This window comes from Nocardia huaxiensis, from assembly GCF_013744875.1.
In the GTDB taxonomy this organism is placed as follows: domain Bacteria; phylum Actinomycetota; class Actinomycetes; order Mycobacteriales; family Mycobacteriaceae; genus Nocardia; species Nocardia huaxiensis.
Genome location: NZ_CP059399.1, coordinates 6,715,810 through 6,736,562 on the forward strand (window position 1 = coordinate 6,715,810; position 20,753 = coordinate 6,736,562).

Annotated in this window: 18 protein-coding genes; 14 read left to right on the top strand and 4 right to left on the bottom strand. The window is 67.9% G+C overall.

All coding sequences use genetic code 11. The features are described from left to right. Window positions 1-7: 7 nt before the first annotated feature. The 3 genes from H0264_RS30565 (at window position 8) to H0264_RS30575 (ending at window position 3,767) form a co-directional block, all read left to right on the top strand. Window positions 8-1,558 carry a flavin-containing monooxygenase gene (locus tag H0264_RS30565; RefSeq protein WP_181580760.1) on the top strand — a complete coding sequence of 517 codons (1,551 nt, stop codon included), beginning with the start codon at window positions 8-10 and terminating at the stop codon, window positions 1,556-1,558. 117 nt (window positions 1,559-1,675) lie between these two features. Beyond that, the gene (locus H0264_RS30570) at window positions 1,676-2,800 is read left to right on the top strand and encodes an FG-GAP repeat domain-containing protein (RefSeq protein WP_181580761.1); all 1,125 of its coding nucleotides are present in this window, start codon (window positions 1,676-1,678) and stop codon (window positions 2,798-2,800) included. A gap of 16 nt (window positions 2,801-2,816) precedes the next feature. Continuing rightward, entirely contained in the window at window positions 2,817-3,767 is a 951-nt protein-coding gene (locus H0264_RS30575) for a carboxymuconolactone decarboxylase family protein (protein WP_181580762.1), read from the top strand. A gap of 9 nt (window positions 3,768-3,776) precedes the next feature. On the opposite strand, the gene H0264_RS30580 is transcribed toward H0264_RS30575, so the two are convergent. Next, window positions 3,777-5,117, bottom strand: coding sequence for an ABC1 kinase family protein (locus tag H0264_RS30580; protein WP_244975996.1), 1,341 nt, complete (start codon window positions 5,115-5,117; stop codon window positions 3,777-3,779). A gap of 234 nt (window positions 5,118-5,351) precedes the next feature. On the opposite strand from H0264_RS30580, the gene H0264_RS30585 reads away from it, so the two are divergent. Then, entirely contained in the window at window positions 5,352-6,368 is a 1,017-nt protein-coding gene (locus H0264_RS30585; RefSeq protein ID WP_181580763.1) for a nitroreductase family deazaflavin-dependent oxidoreductase, read from the top strand. A gap of 66 nt (window positions 6,369-6,434) precedes the next feature. Here H0264_RS30585 and H0264_RS30590 read toward each other — a convergent pair whose 3' ends face one another. Continuing rightward, entirely contained in the window at window positions 6,435-8,045 is a 1,611-nt protein-coding gene (locus tag H0264_RS30590) for a GMC oxidoreductase (protein ID WP_181580764.1), read from the bottom strand. 183 nt (window positions 8,046-8,228) lie between these two features. Continuing rightward, on the bottom strand, window positions 8,229-9,227 hold the full coding sequence (locus H0264_RS30595; RefSeq protein WP_181580765.1) for an AraC family transcriptional regulator: 999 nt from the start codon (window positions 9,225-9,227) through the stop codon (window positions 8,229-8,231). A gap of 312 nt (window positions 9,228-9,539) precedes the next feature. Between H0264_RS30595 and H0264_RS30600 the strand changes: the two genes are divergently transcribed. The 10 genes from H0264_RS30600 (at window position 9,540) to H0264_RS30645 (ending at window position 20,113) form a co-directional block, all read left to right on the top strand. Further along, window positions 9,540-11,204 carry a hypothetical protein gene (locus H0264_RS30600; protein WP_181580766.1) on the top strand — a complete coding sequence of 555 codons (1,665 nt, stop codon included), beginning with the start codon at window positions 9,540-9,542 and terminating at the stop codon, window positions 11,202-11,204. A 304-nt stretch (window positions 11,205-11,508) separates the two neighbouring features. Continuing rightward, on the top strand, window positions 11,509-12,363 hold the full coding sequence (locus H0264_RS30605; RefSeq protein WP_181580767.1) for an MlaE family ABC transporter permease: 855 nt from the start codon (window positions 11,509-11,511) through the stop codon (window positions 12,361-12,363). Next, a complete protein-coding gene (locus tag H0264_RS30610; RefSeq protein ID WP_181580768.1) occupies window positions 12,363-13,229 on the top strand; it encodes an ABC transporter permease in 867 nt (288 codons plus the stop codon). Before H0264_RS30605 ends, H0264_RS30610 begins: the two co-directional genes overlap by 1 nt. 27 nt (window positions 13,230-13,256) lie before the next feature. After that, window positions 13,257-14,288: an MlaD family protein gene (locus H0264_RS30615; protein WP_181580769.1), complete on the top strand. Its 1,032-nt coding sequence runs from the start codon at window positions 13,257-13,259 to the stop codon at window positions 14,286-14,288. Next, complete coding sequence (locus H0264_RS30620; RefSeq protein ID WP_244975997.1) at window positions 14,285-15,310, top strand: MCE family protein; 1,026 nt, start codon at window positions 14,285-14,287, stop codon at window positions 15,308-15,310. The genes H0264_RS30615 and H0264_RS30620 overlap by 4 nt, the downstream gene beginning before the upstream one ends. Further along, window positions 15,298-16,305 carry an MlaD family protein gene (locus H0264_RS30625; protein ID WP_181580770.1) on the top strand — a complete coding sequence of 336 codons (1,008 nt, stop codon included), beginning with the start codon at window positions 15,298-15,300 and terminating at the stop codon, window positions 16,303-16,305. The genes H0264_RS30620 and H0264_RS30625 overlap by 13 nt, the downstream gene beginning before the upstream one ends. Window positions 16,306-16,309: 4 nt before the next feature. After that, window positions 16,310-17,410 carry an MlaD family protein gene (locus tag H0264_RS30630; RefSeq protein WP_181580771.1) on the top strand — a complete coding sequence of 367 codons (1,101 nt, stop codon included), beginning with the start codon at window positions 16,310-16,312 and terminating at the stop codon, window positions 17,408-17,410. Further along, entirely contained in the window at window positions 17,407-18,483 is a 1,077-nt protein-coding gene (locus tag H0264_RS30635) for an MlaD family protein (RefSeq protein WP_181580772.1), read from the top strand. The genes H0264_RS30630 and H0264_RS30635 overlap by 4 nt, the downstream gene beginning before the upstream one ends. Continuing rightward, on the top strand, window positions 18,480-19,451 hold the full coding sequence (locus H0264_RS30640) for an MlaD family protein (protein ID WP_181580773.1): 972 nt from the start codon (window positions 18,480-18,482) through the stop codon (window positions 19,449-19,451). The genes H0264_RS30635 and H0264_RS30640 overlap by 4 nt, the downstream gene beginning before the upstream one ends. Before the next feature lie 26 nt (window positions 19,452-19,477). Next, entirely contained in the window at window positions 19,478-20,113 is a 636-nt protein-coding gene (locus tag H0264_RS30645; protein ID WP_244975998.1) for a hypothetical protein, read from the top strand. 35 nt (window positions 20,114-20,148) lie between these two features. On the opposite strand, the gene H0264_RS30650 is transcribed toward H0264_RS30645, so the two are convergent. Continuing rightward, window positions 20,149-20,679: a chorismate--pyruvate lyase family protein gene (locus H0264_RS30650; RefSeq protein WP_181580774.1), complete on the bottom strand. Its 531-nt coding sequence runs from the start codon at window positions 20,677-20,679 to the stop codon at window positions 20,149-20,151. Window positions 20,680-20,753: the final 74 nt, after the last annotated feature.

The window sequence follows — 20,753 nt, forward strand, 5'->3', positions numbered from 1 at the left end:
CCTCCACATGAGCACTCCCGACCACGAATTCGTCATCATCGGCGCCGGACCGTGCGGCATCGGTGCGGGAATCACCTTGAAACGCCACGGAATCGAGGACTTCGTCATAGTCGAGCGGTTCGACGAGCCCGGCGGCACCTGGAGTGTGAACACCTATCCGGGCATCGGATGTGACGTTCCCACACCGGGTTACGAATTCTTCTTCGCCCGCAATCCCGGCTGGTCGCGGTTCTTCCCGAAAGGCGCCGAGATCAACGAGTATCACCTCGGCATCGCGCGCAGCCACGGCATCGAACCGCACTACCGATTCCGGACGGATGTGACCCGGCAGGCGTGGGACGAGCAGCAGCACCTGTGGCGCTTGACGATCGCCAACGGCCGGGAGATCACCGCGCGCTACATCATCGCCGCCATCGGGCAGTTCAGTGATCCCCGCCTGCCCGATATCCCGGGCGTGGACAGCTTCGCGGGCAAGGTGCAGCAGCCCGCCCGCTGGGATCACACCTACGACATGCGCGGCAAGCGGGTGATCGTGGTCGGCACGGGAGCCAGTGCGGTGCAGATCATTCCGGAGATCGCGCCGCTGGCGCAGCGGCTCGAGGTGTTTCAGCGCACCCCGATCTACTGCGTGTTCAAGCCGGATTTCGTGCCGCCCAGGGCGATTGCGCGCGCCTTCTCCGCGCCCGCGCTGAACACGCTCCAATACGTGCTCTGGACAGTCGGTTTCGATCTGCTGATGGAGGCCCTCACCGAGGCGCCCGGCGTCATCGCCCATCCCGCCCTGCGCGGCTTCGATCGGCTCGCCCGCACCTATATGCGCGCCCGCCTGCGCTGGACCGTGCGGGATCCGGACACCCGCCGCCGGCTCATGCCCGGCCACGGCGGGGCCGCCAAACGTCCCGCCCTGTCCAATACCTACCTGCCGACCTTCAACCGCCCCAATGTCGAACTGGTGACCACGCCCATCGAGCGCGTCACCGAAACCGGCATCGTCACCGCCGACGGCGTCACGCACGACTGCGATGTGCTGGTGCTGGCCACCGGCTATCACTTCTTCGCCGACCCCGAGTTCTACAAGGTGGGCTGGGTGACCGGCCGCGACGGGCGCGACCTCGGCGAGTTCTTCCTCGAACACGACGTGCAGGCCTACGAGAGCGCGTCGGTGCCCGGCTTCCCCAATCGCTGGATGCTGTCGGGCCCCTGGTCGTGGAGCCACATCGTGCACACCATGTCGGAATTCCTCACCGCCAATATCGCCCGCAGCGCCAATGCCGCACGCGCCCAGGGGATCACCGCGCTCGAGGTGAGCGAGCACGCCCACGAGTGGTACCACGCCAAAACCGTGCGCAAGAACCGCAACTTCCAGTGGTACTTCGAGGAACTCAACCGCGACGCCCGCACCTACTACACCAATTCGCACGGCACCGTCGCCGGGCTGCGGCACGTCACCTGGATCGAGATGTGGCTGCGCAACCTGCTGTCCCCACTGGGCGGCTACGACTGCCGCAGGCTCGGCGCACCGGTCCGCACCGATCAGCCCCTCGAACAGGTCGGCTGAGCGCCCGAGACCTGTCGGGTTCGGCCAATCTCCTGACTCCGGGCGTCAATGCCGGCCCGGACCGGACGAAATACATTCGGCTCCACTACATCCGCGCGTCAGTATCGGGAGACTCCGATGTCCGGTAGCCGAGGGAGAATCGCCGTGATGGTCTGCGCGGTGGCCACCGCCGCACAGCTGGCGGCGGGAACGGCGCGGACCGACCCCGGGACACCGGTGTTCGGGCCGGAACACAGTGTGGCCGTGACCGTCTGCGGCAACTCACCCACAGCAGAGGCCATAGCCACCGGCGATTTCACCGGGGACAGACGCGCGGATGTGGCCGTGACGGACCTGTGCGGATTCGGCATCCGGGTGCTGCCCGGACGCGGCGACGGCGCCTTCGAGCCGCCCCGGCACCTGCCCACCGGCATCGCACCCGACGGCATCACCGCCGGTGACCTGGATGGCGACGGTGCGCTGGACCTGATCGTGGCCAATGCCGTCGGCGATATCGTGACGCTCTACGGGGACGGCACGGGCGGATTCGCCGAGCAGGGGCGGTATTTCGCGTGGGGTGTGGCGCCGGGCGCGATCCGGACCGCCGACTTCGATCGTGACGGGCGGCTGGATTTCGCGGTGGCGGCCACGCCGTCGACGGTGTTCCACAATGACGGCGGGCGCGGGGCGTTCACCGGCCGCTCGCTGGTCGCGGGATTCGCGAGCGTCGGGCTCGAAACGGCCGACTTCGATGCCGACGGCAATGCCGACATCGTGGTGGCGAGCGGGTTCCCGGTCATGCTGACCGTGTTGTACGGCAATGGCACCGGGGACTTCGGGCGTGCTCGCACAGTGCTTGCTCCGGATCTGATCCAGGAGGCGATCCGGGTCGCCGATGTCGATCACGACGGGCGTCCGGACGTCGTGGGCGTGACCAGCCTCGGCGGGGTGAATGTCTGGCTGGGCGGGGAAGACAGTCCGCGACAGTCGAATTGGACGATCGGCACGCCCGGCAATGCGGGGCTCGCCCTGGCCGACTTCGACGGCGACAGCCAGGTCGACATGGTGGCCGCGGATTCCATCACGCTGCATCTCACCCTGTGGCGGGGCGACGGCACCGGGCGGTTCGTGCGCGCGGAATGGCATTCCGCGCCCGCCTCGGTCGAATCGGTGGAGGCGGTCGATCTCAACGGCGACGGCAAGCTCGACCTGGTGGCCGGGCCCATGGTCGGCCCGTGGATCTCGACCTACCTGCACAACTGACGACGGGATCACTTGCATGGATGGATTGGGCTGGCCCGCACCGCGGGTGCCGCGACTGCGACCGCGCTGGGGCTGGTTGCGGTATCTGTTGCCCGGTTCCACCCAGATCTGGTGGATCGGCACCGTGCATCCGCGGCTGCTCGCCGTGCTGTTCGCGTTGGAGGGGCCGGCCGAGTTCGGCCAGCTGCTGGTGGCGAAGCTGCGCCATCGCGATATCGAACTGCTGGTGCTGCGGGCCACCTGGAATGCGGGCCACTTCTATCACTATGCGGCGCACGCGCTGTGGGCGCGGGTGCGGGAGCGGCCGGGGTTCCTGGAGGCCGTGCAGGCCGGTCCCGGCCATCGCCGGTGGAGCGGGCGGCAGGCCGCGCTGTTGCGGGCGGCTGACGAGCTGCACGAGGATCTCGCCATCGGCCCGGCCACGGTGGCACGGCTGCGCGAGCTCGGGTACACCGACCGGGAGCTGGTCGAAATCTGTTTCGTCACAGCGCATTACCAGCTCATCGCAATGCTGGAGGAGAGCGCGGGCATGCCGCCGGAACCACTGCTGGGCAGGCCGCGCTCCCGTAGCGGCGCACAACCGCGCCGCCCGCGCACCGGAATCCGGCATCCCGCACCGGGTTTGAACCCCGGCACGCCGTGGACTCCCGGCGATGCGGCGCTGGCTCCGCAGCGGCCGCTGCGGGCGTTGATCGGCTGGTACGGGCGCACCATGGCCCGCGTCAGCACCCTGGATGCCGCCGAGGTCGGCGCCGCGCTGCACCCCGCGCCCGATACCGCCACCGACCGCGCGAAACTGCTGGCCCGCGCGGTCGCCGAACTCGATCGCGAATTCTTCCTGTCCGACGACACCTGGCGAGAGTTGCTGGACCACTTCACCGTTCGGCAGATCATGGAGCTGTGTGTGCTGGTCGGGCACTACCGCACGCATGAGATGATCGCCCACACGATGAACGCGGATCGGTAAAACCCGTGGTCAGGACGCGGCTTCGGCCGCGCCATCGAATTCGGGGATCCAGCGGCGCGCCAGATCCAGGAACGGGCCCTCGGCGTCGAGCTGGGCGCAGATGCCCACGACGCCGCTGAGAACCCGCCCCAGCATGACGTACTCGGGATAGTCCTCGGGCGCTTTGAACGCCCGCGCGTTGGTGAGGGAGATATTCTCCGGATCCAGTGATCTGGCCACCTCCGCCTGCAGTAGCGCCCGGCTGAAATGGAAGTTGGAGCCGTCGATCTCGGCGACGATCGGCGCGGTGCGCCGGATCATGACCTCCAGATCGATGGGCGCGCCGGGTTTGATGAAGTTCTCCGCCCGCATGACGCGCTCCATCCCCGCCCAGTCCTCGGCGAGCACGCGGGTCGCCAATCGTCCTACGGCAGCGGGGATTCCGCGCGGCGTCTGCGCGCACGCCCCGAAATCGATGATCCCGAGCCGATTGTCGGGCCGCAGCTGGAAGTTCCCGGGATGCGGATCACTGTGCAGCAGCCCCACCCGCGACGGCGACATGAGCGCGAACTCCGCCAGCATGAGCCCGGCCCGATTGCGTTCGGCCCGTGACCCATCGGCGATGATGCGCGACAGCGGCGTCCCCTCCATCCACTCGGTCACCAGCACCTTGGGCGCCGCGGCCACCACCTTCGGCACGAAGAACTGCGGATCGCCCGCGAACGCCTTGGCAAAGCGCCGCTGATATGCCGCCTCGATGCGATAGTCGAGTTCGTCCTCGGTGCGCGCCAGGAACTCCTCGATGAGCTGGCGGGCATTGGTACCGGCCAGCAGCGTGTTGAACGCGCCCGAAACCATTTGCAGCATGGTCAGATCCGCGCGCAGCGAGTTCTCGGCCTCGGGGTACTGCACCTTGACGGCCACTTCGCGGCCGTCGTGATAGACCGCCTTGTGCACCTGCCCGATGCTGGCCGCGGCAATGGGGGTGTCGTCGAATTCCGCGAAGCGTTTGCGCCACGCCGTGCCCAGCTGCTGATCCAGCATCCGGTGCGTCTCCGCCACCGGCATGGGCGGCGCCTCCTGCTGCAACCGGGTCAGCGCGTCGCGGAAGTGGTCGGCGAACCGCGGTGGCACGGCGGCCTCGGCCACGCTCAGCGCCTGCCCGAGTTTCATTGCGCCGCCTTTGAGTTCGCCGAGTACGGCGAAGACCTGTTCGGCCGCCTTGTCCAGCATCTCGTCGGTGACGGTGCCGCGTTCGGCGCCCGCGAGCAACACCTTGCCGGTGGCGGTGATCCGCTGCGCCATCATGGTCGCGGGGATGCTGGCCACCTTCGCCATGCGGGCGATGCCTTTTCTTCTGAGTCCGGCCACGTTGCCGTTCCTTTCCTGCGGCGCGGCACGACGCGCGCCCGAGGTTCCGTCCCAGACAGTCTAGGCGAGTTTTCCGGCGAGGTCGATCACGCGCAGGTCAAACCCGGTGGGCCGGAACGCCTTGGCGCGGATCGTCAACCAGCTGGCGCATGCCGTCCTGTTCGGTGGTCGCGGCGAATTCCTACGCTCACGTCATCCGGCGCTCTGTCCGGATGCCGAAACCTGGAGGAGCCCGTGACGCTGAAACCCGATGTCGCCGCCTCGACCGACGCCTCGCCACACTGGCGGGCCGCGGCGGACGAGCGCATGCCCGAACTCGGAAAGTTCTCCAGAACCAATATTCTCACCTGGCTGGCCGGGCGGGCCGGCGGCCGGATCGGCGGCGGCGGACGCATCAAGGTGCTGGAGGCCATGGGCCGCAGCGGCGCCATGGCCCTCGGTTACGCGCCCCTGGGGATCCGGCTCGTCCTGCGCAGCAAGCTGACTCGCGTGGACTGCGAGCTGGCCACGCTGCGCACGGCCTGGAACGCGGGCGCGCGCTACGAATGGCATCATCACGTGTACGCGGCCCGGCTCAGCGGGCTCTCGCTGCGCACCGTGGAACGCGTCACCGCCGGTCCCGACGCCGAGGGCTGGACCGAACACCAGCGCCTGCTGCTGCGCGCGGTCGACGAACTGCATGCCGATCGGATGATCGGCGACGCCACCTTCGAGGGGCTGTCCGGCCACCTGTCCGCGGCGCAGATCGCCGACCTGTGCATGCTGGTCGGTCACTACGAAATGCTGGCCATGCTGCTGAAAACCCATGGCGTCGAACCCGAACCGGGCATGTGGCGGCGCGGGCCGCTGAAGTGGGTCCGGGACGAGGCGAGCGGCGACGGGCTCGCGCCCAGCTGGCTGCCCACCTTCAACCGCTACATCACCAACCCGTTCACCCGCCTCTACGCCGGAAAGATCCCGCCCTACAGCGTGATTCACCATCGGGGCCGCAAGTCCGGCAGGCCGTTCGCCACCCCGGTGGTCGCGAATTACCGCGACGGCCTGCTGATCGTGCCGCTGCCCTACGGCAGCAAATCCGACTGGCTGCGCAATGTGAAGGCCGCGGGCGGCGGCGAGGCGACCTACCGCAGGCAGACCCGCAAGTTCGCGAATCCGCGTGTGGTGGACGCGGCGGGCGCGACCGAACTGCCCGAACAGGTTCGGCGCTATACCCGGCTGGTGCAGGTGATGGTCGCCGACCTCGTCGACTGATCTGCACCCGATTCGGTTGTGGCCCTGCTCCGAGTGCCCGGAGCAGGGCCACAACCGTGTTCAGGATCAGCGCCCGGCCGGGACCGCTGCGGCCTGAGGCACATGCGCCATGGCGGCCTCGGCCATCGCGCAGATGGTCAGACTCGGGTTGACGCCGACGTTCGCGGGCACCGCCGAGCCGTCGCACACCAGCAGATTGGTGTAGCCGAAAACCTGGTGGCGGCTGTCGATCACGCCGTGGTCGCGATCCTTGCCGATCACCGCGCCGCCGAGGAAATGCGCGGTCATGGGTGCGGAGCCGAGGGTTTCGCCGAGCGCGGCGAGCGGGCGGCCGTTCATGCGCCGGGCGGCCAGCGCGGCCACCCGGCTCGCGATCTGGATGGCCGATTCGCCGTCGGGGGCAGGGCCGGTGGATTCGGTTTGCAGTCGACCCGGGCCGAATCCGCGTCGCAGGCGCAGCGCCACATCGGTGCCGCGCATGACCGTGAAGATCACCGTGCGACGCGACCAGTGGCGGTTGCGCAGCAGCTGCCACAGATATCCGGGATAGCCCGCGAGGAATTGCGCCCAGCGGCCCAGCGCCGAATCGGCGGTGGTGGCGGGTCCGTAGACGAGGGAGAGCAGCGCGCCGCCGTCGCCGTAGGTGTTGTTGGTGAAATGCGTGTGCTCGTCGAGGAAGATGCTGGAGGTGATGGCGGCGTCGCTGCGGTAGTCGGCCGCATCCGCGACCGTCGTGGCCGCGGGAATGGATTCGTCATTGGTGCGCACCACTTCTCCGAGCCGTTCGGAGAGTTCGGCCAGCGAGCCGTTGCGCTTGCACGCCGCCAGCAGCTCATTGGTGCCGAGCGCGCCCGCGGCCACCACGACACCGCGCGCGGTGAATTCCCTCGCACCCCTGCGCGACAAGCCCGGACGACGGGCGGTCAGCCGATATCCGTCCTCGCCCGATCCGCCGCCGAGGGGCGCGATATCCACGACCTTCAGTTCCGGAAGCACTGTCGCACCGGCTTTTTCCGCGAGCCACAGGTAGTTCTTGGGCAGACTGTTCTTGGCCCCGTAGCGACAGCCGAGCATGCACTGCCCGCAGCGCACACATCCGGTGCGCGCCGGACCGTCGCCGTCGAAATACGGGTCGGGGACGGTCTTTCCGGCCTCGCCGAAATACACCGCGATCGGTGTGCGCCGATATCCCTGCGGCACACCGAGATCCTCGGACAGTTCGCGCATGAGCCCGTCCACCGGACGCGCCCCCTGGTACGGCTCGACGCCGAACATGCGCTTGGCGGTGTCGAAATGCGGCGCCAATTCGGTTCGCCAGTCGGCCAATTCGGCCCACTGCGGGTGCCGGTAGAAGTCGTCGCTGTGCGGCTGGTACATGGTGTTCGCGTACACCAGGCTGCCACCGCCGACACCGACCCCGGCCAGTACCGTCGCATGCTTGTACGGGGCCAGGCGCAGAATCCCGCGCAGCCCGAAGGCGGGCAACCACAGGAATCTGCTCAGCTGGGAGGCCTTCTCGGCGAAGTCGGCGTCCCGGAACCTCCGCCCCTGCTCGAGCACGCCGACCCGGTAGCCCTTCTCCGACAACCGTAATGCGGCGACACTGGCCCCGAAGCCACTGCCGACGACGATCCAGTCGAAGTCGAATCTCTGCTGCCCGGACTGGGAACTGTCCACCTCGCGACCTCCACGCTACCGATTTCCCGAGGGACGGTAGCCGTGGATTCGAGTGCCCGGCCAGCACTGCGGCAGCCTGCCGATTGACATTTTCCGTCGCCGGGCGCCCGGCCCGGAGCACTGGCGGAGAAAGTCAATTCGCTGACCGGAACAGCAAACAGCACAGCGCTTTTCGCGCGCCGATCACACCGCTTCGAGCATCCGCGCGGACGTCCGGCCGGTGCGCGCGCGATATTCCTGCGGCGGGCACCCTTTCCAGCGCCGGAACGCCCGGATGAACGACGCCGCCTCGGAATACCCCAGCCGCGCCGCCACCTGATCGGTGGTCATATCGGTGTGGTCGAGCAGTTCCTCCGACATCATCTGCCGCACCTCGTCCAGCAGGGCCCGGAAGGAGGTCCGCTCCTCATTGAGCCGGCGCGACAGCGTCCGCGGGCTCATGAACAGTTCCGCCGCCACCGCCGTCTGATCCGGGATCTCGCCCGGATTGCGCACCAGCAGATCCCGCACCGCGCCCGCGATGCCGGTGCGCGCGTGCCGCCGCGCCAGCAGGTCCTTGCAGAGCTGTTCACAGGTGCTGCGCGCCCAGTCGTTGGCTTGCGGGAGTTCGAGATCCAGGTACGCGGCGTCGAAGTTGGCCTCGGTGCACCGCACCCCGAAAGCCGGTTCGACGCCGAACATGGCGACGTGCCGGGATGTGTCGGCGGGGGCCGGATGCGCGAAAGCGATGTAGTCGAGGGGGATGCCGATCGAATAGAGCTCACGGCCCAGCGTCTGGATGCCGGTCATCACCCGCTCGGCGAGGAACGGCCGCGCGTCCTCGGGCACCTCGTGGTCGTCGAAGCGGATCCGGACCTTGCCGTCCTCCTCCTCGAAGCTGAGCTGGCCGAACGCGAAGGCGAGTTCCACATTCCGCAGCGCCACATCCACCGCGTCCCGCAGCGTGCGACTGCTGAGCAGCGCCAGACCCCACGGCCCGTACATGGAGATGTGATAGCGGCTGCCCGCCTCGATTCCCAATCCCGGCTCGTCGCCGAAGCGCGCGAGCAGGTTGCGCACCACGGTCAGCTCCTGCCGGGCGGTGATCTCCGAATTCGGATCGAGCACCGCCCCCGGCGCGATGCCTGTCCCAGCCAGACAGGCCGCGGCCGGCATTCCCCGTTCCTCCGCCAGTCGCGTCAAGATATGAACGCTGGAGGTGTTCCTCAGTAGATCCCAGTCGAACATGTATCCCGTGTCCTCATCGACGTGCAAACCAACAACTGCCCATGCACTGGATGTGGCGAAAGATATCAACTCCACACCGCTGGTGTGGTCCAACTTACAGAATCATCTGTACCAGACGGTAACGGGCACCCCCGAAACGTTGATCTGAGCCGCCACGGTATGTGCCATTTGCGCCGTTATCTACCAGATCAGCGCATTGTTTTTCGCGTTTTGCCTAAACTCTTCACACCGCGTGCGGGCAGACTGAACAACGGGGAGGTGGCGCAGATGCGCACTGAGGACGTGCTCGAACGAACTGAGGGCATTCGCCTCAGTATGGTGACCCAGCCAGTTGCCCTCCCCGCGGGTTTCCCGGACCACCCCGCCGACTGCGACGTACTTCGCCACCTGCGGGTCAGGTGGGACGACGCCGACGCCGACCCGGCCCGCGCCGATGCGGTGATCACGCTGTTGCCCGGCGCCATCGCCGGCGCCCGATCGCTGCAACCGCTGGCCCGCAACACCCTCCGCAACCTGCGCGCCGCCGGCGTGACCGCGGAGGTATGGGTGATCGACCGCCGGGCGAATGGCGTAGAAGATCATTCCGCCATCGAGGTGGCCAAGGCCGAGGGGGACTATCACCTCGCCTTCGACTACTACTACGGCGGCCGCACCGTCGGCGGCCGCCGGTTCGCCGGCTTCGTCGCCGATCGCGATCTGGCGTTCCTGGCCGAATTCGGCATGGCCCGCACCGTGCGGGATCTGCACGAGGTCCTGGTCCGCGAGATTCCCGACCCCGACGTGCGCGCGGAGAAGATCTTCCTGGGCGGGCATTCGCTCGGCGGCATCCAGGCCGGGACCTACGCCGCGTGGGATTTCGACGGCCGCCCCGGGCATGAGCAGATCGCCGGACTCATCGCCCTGGACACCGTCACCCATCTGGATCCGCTGCGCCTGGCCGATCGGCCCCGGCTGGCCCGCCCACTCGGCGCGGCGGCGCGCAGACTCGAACGGATCCCGGCGGCCATGCGACGCGGGCTGATTCCGCGCAGCACCGCCGTATTGCGCGGCGGCTGGGGCAATCCCGAGGCCTTCGCCGTGGTGGCGGCCATCGCCGTCGCCGCCGTCCAAGCGCCCGACGAGGAAACCGATATTCTGCGACTGCTGCCCGACAGCGGCACACCGCATATCGCCCTGCGCGGCTCGACCGCCCGCACCTGGCGCGAATTCCTCACCGGCACACCGGATTACCGCAAGCTACGGCTGACCAACCGGGCACTGCTCGGCCTGTTCAGCGGCGCGCACACCTCGATGAACTTCGCCGTGCTGTCCATGAGCTGCGGCACCCTCGACAGCGAGAACGTCGCCCCGCGCACCTTCCCGATTCCCTTCGAGGCCAGTCGAATTCCGGGCCTGCGACCGCTCTATCAAGCCGCGTTCGGCACCGCACCGCGGTACAGCCCGACGTCTTTCGAGGAGCTGTACCACTGGCGCGACTACGACCGCTGCGGCACCGGCGACGCCCCGGTCCAGCCCAGCCGCTCCGGCGTACCGGCCGCGACCGCCGCCAGCGAGGTGGTCAGCATCGCGGAACTGGCCGGGCTACTCGCCGGCGGACGCCTCAATGTCTTCGAGGACTACTTCCCGAACCGCCAAAGCCTCGATGCCGCAGCGGTATTCGGTGGCTGCCGCAGCGGGTCCCTCGCGCCCGTCCGGCACGAGGCGGGCGCGGCGCGACTGCCGTACATCAACCTCATGGGCGCCTCCAGTTTCACGAACGTGATCACCCGCTGGGGCGTCTACCCCGAGAACACCCACTGGTTCCCGGGCTATCTGCACTGCGATGTGGCCGCCGGCGCGGATCCCCGTGCCGACGGCTCCCCCGAACCCGTGGCCGCGAGCCTGGCCGATTTCGTCCGCGCCACCATCTCCACCATCCCGCTGGCCTCCTGAGCGTCCGCACGGCGAATCCGTGCGGCACGGCGCGGTCCGGGCCCGGGTCTTCAGCGAGTCCGCACCCGGACCGCGTGCGCGATGGACACCACGGTGACGCGCGCCCGCGAATCCCTTGTCGCAGTCGAGGTGTGCGGCGATCACTCCCGTCCCGCACCGGTGAGGGCGGTCACAGTCGGAAATTGTCAACCGGGTGGCTGCCGGTGCCATGGGCACGGCGATCGCCGCTGCATACGGTGCAAAAAGATCTTCGGCCGAGCGATTTCCCGGCATCGGCCGAAGGACGCCAAGGGAGGAACACCATATGCGGACCGAGTCGGCGACCCGAACACGGGGCGATACGACCACGGCCTTGCAGATCGTCCGCGGGAACTTCTCCGACGTCGCGATCACGAGCCTGCGCACCTTCGGACGGACGGTCGACCTGGGTGTCGAAGCGGTCCGCGGCACGGTCGCCGATCTCGTGGCCCGGAAGTTCCAGTGGCGCGAAATGCTTTATCAGGCTTGGTATCTGATCACCGTGACGGCACTGCCGGCCATTCTCATGGCGGTTCCGTTCGGGGTCATCGTCTCGGTGCAGGTGGGCAATCTGATTCACCAGCTGGGCGCGGATTCGCTGATCGGCGCGGCCGGCGGCATGGGGGTCATCCAGCAGGGCGCGCCCATCGCCACCGGGCTGCTGCTCGGCGGGGCGGGCGCCTCGGCCATCGCCTCGGATCTGGGGGCGCGCACGGTGCGCGAGGAGATCGACGCGCTGCGCGTCATGGGCATCAATCCCGTGCACCGCCTGGTGATTCCGCGGGTGGCGGCCATGGTGATCGTGGCACCGCTGCTGAACATCCTGATCATTTTCGTGGGCATCGTGGCCGGGTACTGCGTGGCCATCGGCGCGCAGAATGTGACGCCGGGCAGCTACTGGGCCACTTTCGGCGCGTTCACCGTGCTGACCGATGTGTGGATCTCGCTGGCCAAGGCCATCCTGTTCGGCTTCCTGGTGGTGATCGTGGCCTGTCAGCGCGGACTGGAGGCGCGCGGCGGGCCGCGCGGGGTGGCCGACGGGGTGAATGCCGCAGTGGTGCTGTCGGTCGCGGCCATCATCGTGGTGAATCTGGTGATCACGCAGGTGGTCACCATGTTCCTGCCCATGCGGGTGGCATGATGACGGCCGCACCGTACGCCCCCAAGGGCTTGAATTGGCTTGTGCGCCTGTACAACCGGCGCGGACGCACACTCACGCCGATGGAGAACGCCGGATTCGCGCTCGGATTCGTCTGGCAGGCGCTGTCCGGAATCCCGTTGACGCTGCGCCGCTATCGTGCCGAGACGCTGCGCACCATCACCGATATGACCTGGGGCCGTGGCTCTTTCATCGTCGGCGGCGGCACCGTGCCGATGCTGGTGGTGCTGGGCGTGTCCATCGGCGCGGGCGTGGGCATTCAAGCGTTCGCGGCGCTGGATCTGATCGGGCTCGGGTCGGTCACCGGCGTGGTGTCGGCCTTCGCCAATACCCGCGAGCTCGCGCCCATCGCCGCGGCCATCGGCTTTGCGGCACAGGCGGGTTGCCGCATGACCGCCGAGATCGGGTCCATGCGCATCTCCGAGGAGATCGACGCCATCGAATCGCTCGGCCTGCGGTCGGTGCCGTTCGTGGTGACCACCCGCGTCATCGCGGGCGCGGTGGCCATCGTGCCGACCTTCCTCATCGCGCTCATCCTGTCGTATCTGGCCTGCTCCACGGTGATCGTGGCCTTGCACGGCCAGGCCAGCGGGGTGTACGACCACTATTTCTTCCAGTTCACCAGCGGGTACGACATCCTCGCCGCGGTGGTCAAGATCCTGGTGTTCGGCGTCGCGGTGATCCTGATCCATTGCTACTACGGCTTTTTCGCCTCCGGTGGGCCCGAGGGCGTTGGCATCGCCTCGGGTCGGGCGGTGCGCGCCAGCTTCGTCGCCATCATCGGCCTGGACATGGTGCTGACACTGCTGCTGTGGGGCATCAATTCCTCGATCGAATTCCCGGGGTGACACATGCCTAACTATGGGATACCGGGAGTGGAGACCACCCGGAACCGAGCCCGTGCGGCCGGTGCGGCGCTGGCGGCGCTGCTGGTGCTGGCGGTCCCGGCCTGGAACGTCTACACCGATCGCTCGACCGGTGACCGCATTCGCATCCAATTGCGCACCGAGCAGACCGGGGAGGGCATCGTCGCCGGCGCCTCGGTGCGCTACGACGGCGTGGCCGTCGGTGAGATCACCGAGGTGGCGCCGATCGATCAGGGGCGGCAGCTGCTGACGCTGGAACTGGATCGCGCGCAGACCGCCGGGCTCACCGACGCGCTGAGCGTGGATTACGCGCCGGAGAACCTGTTCGGTGTCAGCGCCGTCGCGCTGCGCAAGGCCGAGGGCGGCGCGGCGCTGCGCGACGGGCAGCTCATCGATCTGGCGGGCAAGGTCACCGACGTGACCATGGGCGCGCTGCTGCGGCAGCTCACCAGCACCGCCACCGATGTGCTCACCCCGAAACTGACCGAACTGCTCACCCAGGTCAACGGTGATCTGCGGGCGTTCACGCCGATGCTGCAGGCGGTGATCATGCTCAATACCGTCGTCGCCGACACCCAGCAGTATCCGGTGTCGTATCTGCTCGGCCGGTACAGCGAATTCTTCGACGGCTTCGGCGAATTCACCTCTTCCACGTTCAAGCTCGCCAAAGCCATCATGGATATCGAAGTCTTCGTCAATGATCGCGACCGCTACAACGCCTCCATCGACATGCTGCGCAATGGCGCGCTCGGCGGGATCGCGAACGTCTTGAACGTGGCGGGAACGCATTTCGCGGCGTCCACCGATCAGCTGGCGCCGACCGTGCAGGCGCTGGCGGACACCATCGCCGATCCGGCGGCCGCGCGAGCGCAGGTGACCGAGATGATCGAGCGGCTGCACCGGGTCTTCGCCGACACCCCGAACGGGCCCACCGTGAATCTCGCGGTCACGCTGAAAGGCGTTCCCGCCGTGGGTATTCCGATGCTCGGCCAGCAGGCGTTCGCGGCGCTCACCGCTCCGGCGACGGAGGGCGGGCGATGAAACAGACCTCGATGCGGGCGGTCCTGCTGCGACTGGGACTGTTCGCGACCGCCATGGCGGCGCTGCTGCTGGTCGTCATCAATGCCATCGTGCGGCCGGTTTCCGGTGAAACCACGTCGTACTACGGCAGTTTCACCGATGTCAGCGGGCTCAAAACCGGCGACGACGTACGCATGTACGGCGTGCAGGTGGGCAAGGTCGCGGGCATCGAACTGCACGGGACGCAGGCCACCGTCGAGTTCACGGTGCACGACGACCGGCCGGTGTACGCGACCAGCACGCTGGCCATCCGCTACCAAACCCTCACGGGCCAGCGGTATGTCGACGTCAAGCAGCCCGAGGGGCCGGGTGAGCGGCTGCGGCCGGGCGCGACCATCGGCACCGACAGGACCATCCCGTCCTTCGATATCACCCAGCTGTTCAACGGTTTACAGCCGGTGCTGGCCGAATTCTCGCCCGGCGCGCTCAACCAGTTCACCGAGAGCGTGCTCGCGGTGGTCGAGGGCAATGGCGACGGCATCGGGCCGGCCCTGGACGCCTTCGAGAAGCTGAGCCGCTACGTGTCCGACCGGCAGGCGGTGCTGAACCTGATCGTCGCCAACCTCCGGGACATCTCGGGGCAGATCGGCGGCAAGTCGCCCCAGTTGATCACGCTGCTGAAGGGTCTGGCCGACGTGTTCACCTCGTTCCGCAAGGAACTCGACGGCCTGCTGCGGTTCGCCGCGGTCGCGCCCTCCACCATGGGGCCGCTGAGCAGTCTGCTGGGCACGCTGGGCTTCACCGAGACCGACAATCCGAACCTCGAACACGATCTGCGGCTGCTGTTCCCGAATCCGGACGAAGCCCTCGACGTGCTCGGGCGACTGCCCGGACTGCTGCAATCGCTGGCCAATCTCATGCCGCCCGCCGCCGACAGCACCGCAAGCCTGATCGATATGAACTGCTCGAAGGGACAGGGGGAGGTGCCCGCGCCGTTCTCGGTGCTCATCTCCGGCCAGAGGATCTCGATATGCAAGAACTGACCGCGCACGACCCGTTCGCAGCCGCCGCCGGGCGACGGGAACTGAAGTACGGCGTACTCGGCGTGATCGCACTCGCGGCGCTGCTCATCGCGACCGGGATCATCTACATCCTGCCCGTCGGCAAGGTCACCTACACCGCGGAACTGAGCGAGGCCCGCTCGGTCCAGGCCGGGGACGAGATCCGGGTCGCGGGCATGCACGTCGGCAGCGTGAAATCCCTGGAGCTGCTGGCGGATCGGGTGCGCATGACGTTCACCGTCGACGACAATGTGTTCCTCGGCGACGCCACCTCCCTGGAGGTGCGCATGCTCACCGTGGTCGGCGGGCACTACATCGCCGCCTTCCCCGCCGGGGAGCGGCCGCTCGGCGACAAGGCCATCCCGATGGACCGGGTCCGCTTGCCCTACAGCCTGATTCGCACCCTGCAGGACGCGGCCACACCCATCGCCCAGGTGGACGGGGACACCCTGCGCGAGAACTTCGGCGCACTGCAGGATTCGCTGACCGACAGCCCGGATGCGTTGCGGCGCATGGGCAATGCGATGGAGACCCTGGTCGGGCTGCTGAACCGGCAGAACACCGGAATCTCGCAGGCCATGTCGGTCATGGACGAATACCTGACCGCCATCAACGGCAACCGGAGCCTGATCGGCACCTTCCTTCGTGAGATCGGCTCCCTCGAAACCGCCGGTCTGGCAAAGAAAGCCGAGATCGCCGAGTCACTGCGCATCTGCGCGGAGCTGCTCTCCCGCATCGCCGGCATCGAACCAGCCTGGAAGAGCACGCTGGAACCGCTCGCCGACAAGCTCGCCGAATCCGTGCCGCAGCTGGAGGATCTGGGCCGGCGCTTCGATCAGGCCATCACCAATCTGGGGCAGATCAAGACGCGGCTGGCCGGGGCGGTCACCCCACAGGACGGGGTGGTGCTCGACCAGTCCGCGCTCACCGTGACCGCGCCCGAACTCTGCGTGCCACTGCCGGGAAAGGGGTGCTGAGATCGTGAAACGCTTTCTGGGATCACAGGGTTTCGTCACCCTGGCGGGGGTGGCCGCGATGGTGGCGCTGACCGTCACCGGATACCTGGTCACGTTCAATCCGCTGCAGAAGACACTGGCCTACTGCGCGATCATGCCCGACGCGGTCGGGTTGTACGAGGGCAACCAGGTCACCATGCTCGGCATCCCCGTCGGGTCGGTGACCACGGTGCGGCCCGAGGGCACCGGCGTGCGAGTCGAATTCGCCGTCGACGCCGATCATCCGCTGCGCGGGGAGGTCACCGCCACCACCGTCTCCGACACCCTGGTCGCCGACCGGGCGCTGGAAGTGGTGGGCGACAACACCTCCGGCGCGCGGTGGCAGCAGGACAGCTGCATCACCAAGACTTTCACGCCCAAGTCCATCACCCAGACGCTGGACGCGTTCTCCACGCTGGCCGATCAGCTCACCGGGCACGGCGATCCCGCCGAACAGGCCCGGCTGCGCAATAGCGTCACCGCGTTCGATCAGGCCACGACCGGGACCGGGCAGAAGCTCAATCAACTGATCAAAGACCTTGGCACCGCGTTGAATTCGCCCAATGCCGCCATCGGGCACCTGGGCGCGATGATCGATGCCTTCGGTGAGCTGGCCGCCAGTGTCGCGTTCAACTGGGAGGACATCAAGGTCGCGCTCACGCAGGCGCAGGAGGGCATCGGATTCATCAACTCGGTGTGGGGCACGACCGTGACGATCGTGGACTCGCTGCTGGTGATCCTGCCCTGGTTCAACGAGATCTTCCGCAAGCACGGGCAGCCCATTCTGCGCGGGCTGGACGCGGCCATCCCCAAGGTGAAGCTGCTGGGGGCGGGCATCTCCGGGCTGCAGAAGCTGCTCGACATGATCCCCTCCCTGATCACCACGTTCCAGCAGTCGATCGACCCGGAGACCGGACAGGTGCGGGTCACCTACCGGGCGCCGAATGTGGCGCTGCCGCAGGAGAATGCCGCGCAGGCGTGCGCGGTCGTCAATGCGCTCAGCCCCGACACCTGCCGCGACGGCGGGAACGGGCTGGCGAATGTGAATCTGGTGCCGCTGGTACTGGGAATGGCGGGTGCGCGATGAGCAACCACTCCCCCGCGCGCCGCTGGTGGCGTGCGCTGGCCGCGTCCACGCTCGGCGTCGCGATGGTGCTGCCGGTGGGCTGCGGGTTCAATCCGGCCGAGGTGCCCGTGCCGGGCGCATCGGTCTCCGGTGACACCTACGAGCTGCACATCCAGTTCGCCAGTGCGCTGAACCTGCCCACGCAGGCGAAGGTGGTCGCCAACGGCGCAAAGATCGGCAACCTGAAATCCGTTGCGGTGGTGGATCCTTCGGAGGCCGGGCCGGGACGCATCGACGCCGTGGTGGAGATCTCCAGCTCGGTGCGGCTGCCACGGACCACCACGGTGCAGTTGCGGCAGAACACCATTCTGGGTGACATCTTCATCGGCCTGATCACCCCGGTCGGCGACACCGGCGCGACCATCCCACCGGGCGGGGTGATTCCGCTGACGCAGACCAAACCCGCACTGCAGGTGGAGGATCTGCTGGTCGGCATGTCCACGTTCATCACCGGCGGGGCCGTGCACCAGATCCAGGAGATCATCAATCAGGCGAATGCGGTGCTGCCGCAGGACAAGTCGGAGACCGCCCGCATCTTCGACCGGATGGGCTCCAATATCGAGGACATCAGCGCCAATCTGGACGTGATGGACGGCGCGCTGGCCGCGTTCCAGAAGGATCTGAACGCGGTGCTGGACAATCCGGATGAGCTCGGGGCGCTGCTGAGCGAACGCGGCGCGGTCGATATTCCGGCCGATGTGCAGGCGCTGGTGAACACGCTCGGCATCGTCGGTTCGCTGGGCACCATCGGTGAGGCACTGGTGTGGCTGCGCCCGTTCCTGGACGCGAGCGAGGCGGCCGCCAAGGCTTTCGTGCCGCTCATGCTGGGCGACAATCCCCTGGATCTGACCGCTCCGCACAACCTCAGCAAGCTCGTCGCGCTCTTGCGGGACAAGGTGATTCCGTACGTGGCCAACGGGCCGAAGTTGAACATCACCGGGGTGAACGTCGCCGGTCCGGCCGCGCCGGTGTCCAATGACGAGCAGGTCGACGCCATGGTGCGGGCCCTGCGCATGATCGGGGTGGTCCGGTGAAGGCGAGTTCCCTGGCGTCGGTGGCGAGCATCGTCACCATCCTCGTGCTCGGCAGCGCGTACCTGACCTTCGGTGTGGTCAAGGCGGACTGGTTCCGCGATCAGGTCGAGGCGACCATGACGGTGCCGGAATCCGGTGGGCTGCTGCCCCGTTCGAAGGTGCTGCTGTCGGGCGTGCAGGTGGGCCAGGTCACCTCGGTGACGCATGTGCCGGCCGGGGTCGAGGTGCACTTCCGGGTGCGCGGCGACTACCGCATCCCGGTGGCCAGCGCGGTGCGCATCGAGGGCCTGTCCGGGCTGGGCGAAGCCTACCTGGACTTCCGGCCGGAGACCGCCGACGGCCCCTACCTGCGCGACGGGCAGACCGTCGCTGCCACCGAAGTGACCGCGCCCCAGTCGATTCCGGATATCGCGCGCACCTCGACCGAACTGCTGCGACAGCTGAACCCCGAGGCGCTCGCCTCCATCGTAGACACCTTCAGCACCGCCATGACCGGCACGGAAACGATCGTGCCGCAACTGTCCCGGGCCACCGACCTGCTCGCCGCCACCCTGCTCAGCCGCACCGACCTGATCCGGGAAATGTTGCTGGCCATGCAATCCCGCGCCACCGACATGGACTGGACCGGCCCCGCCCTGCGCGGCGCGGCCGGACCGTGGGCCGACTTCGGCCCGCGCGTGGCGGAGGTGGCCGACTCCATCACCCGCGTCATCCGCGCCGGCAACGCCCCCGATTCCTTCCTGGAGGAGAGCCCCGACACCATCGGCCTGGCCCCCTTCCTGCGTGAGACCGCCGAACGCCTCGACATCATGGGCCCCGAATTCGCGCCGTTGTGGCCGATGCTCGCCCCCGTCCTGGCGCAGGCCCCGCCCCTGATCAGCCGCCTGGATCTGGGCAGCCTGATCTCCCAGGCGCTGCACGCCACCACCGACGACGGCACCCTGCGCCTGCAGATCGCCGTGAAGTAACAGGGTACGAAACAGTGGGAGCACCAATGACCATCGATCCGGACCAGGCCACCGAGCCCGAAACCACCGGCGCCACAACCGATTCCGAAGAGGAAACGTCGAAACCCGCCGCCCGCCCATCCAGGCCGGCCCCGCCCGCCCGCTCGGTCGCCGTCCCGCTGACCACCCTCGCCTGGTCCGCGGCGCTGGCGCTGGCGGTCATCGTGTCGCTGACCCTGACCGGCTTCCTCGTGTCCGCCCGCAGCGACCTCGCCGCCCACGAGACCACCGCCCGCGATCAGGCCCATGCCGAACAGGTGGCCACCGATTACGCGGTGGGCGCCTCCACCGTCAACTTCACCGAATTCAACACCTGGGTCACCCGCCTGAAGTCCAACACCACCCCCGCGCTGTCCACCAAGTTCGAAGCCAGCGCCCCCAAACTGCAAGATCTCCTCACCCCCTTGAAGTGGACCTCCACCGGCACCCCCATCTCCGCCAAGGTCATGTCCGAATCCAACGGCGCCTACAAGGTCAACGTCTTCGTCAACGTCTCCTCCACCAATGCCCAGAATCCCGAGGGTGCCCAAACCACCGTCACCTACAACGTGACAGTGGATCGCAACGCCGACTGGAAGGTCACCGACGTGGGCGGCATGGACGGCGCCCTCCCCCTCAAATAGGCGGGGACGTGGCGGTGTGACGAGACATGGACGGGTCAGCGGAGGAACCACTCTCGGATCACTATGGCGGGTCGGCCGTTGGTGACAATGCGATAGCAGCGGGCGCATATCGCGTCCGTGGTTGTGCCGTAGTAGAGGAGTTGGCGGTAGGACTCCGTCGCTTGGAGGGCTGCGCCGATTCCGGCCGGTTCCACCACGAGGGCGGTGGCGAAGGCATCCGGAAGGCGGCCGGGCACGATCAGGGATTCGGCTCGGGCGTAGCGGGTTTCGGTGTGGGCGCCGATCAGGTTCACGTGCCGGGCGATTACCGGCTCATCCGGGGCGAGGTCGAGCCAACCGGCGTTGTCGGCGGTGCGGGCCGTCTCGTACTGGGCGGTGCAGTCCACGGTGATGGGTTCCAGGGCGTGGGCCTCCACGGTGCGGGTGACCGTGCCGTCGGTCAGCAGGACGCTGCGGTGGTAGGCGCTGAGGTCGGCTACCCGGAGGTCTTTCCAGGAGCTGGGGCGGGCCGCCAGGGCCTGGAAGTGTCGGCGCAGCAGCACTTCCGCCGGCTGGACCGAAGTCATGACGCGGTCTCGGCTCCGCGGAACCGTTCCCGCGCCATCATGAATTCGATTGTCATGCGGCAAGTTTGCGCATG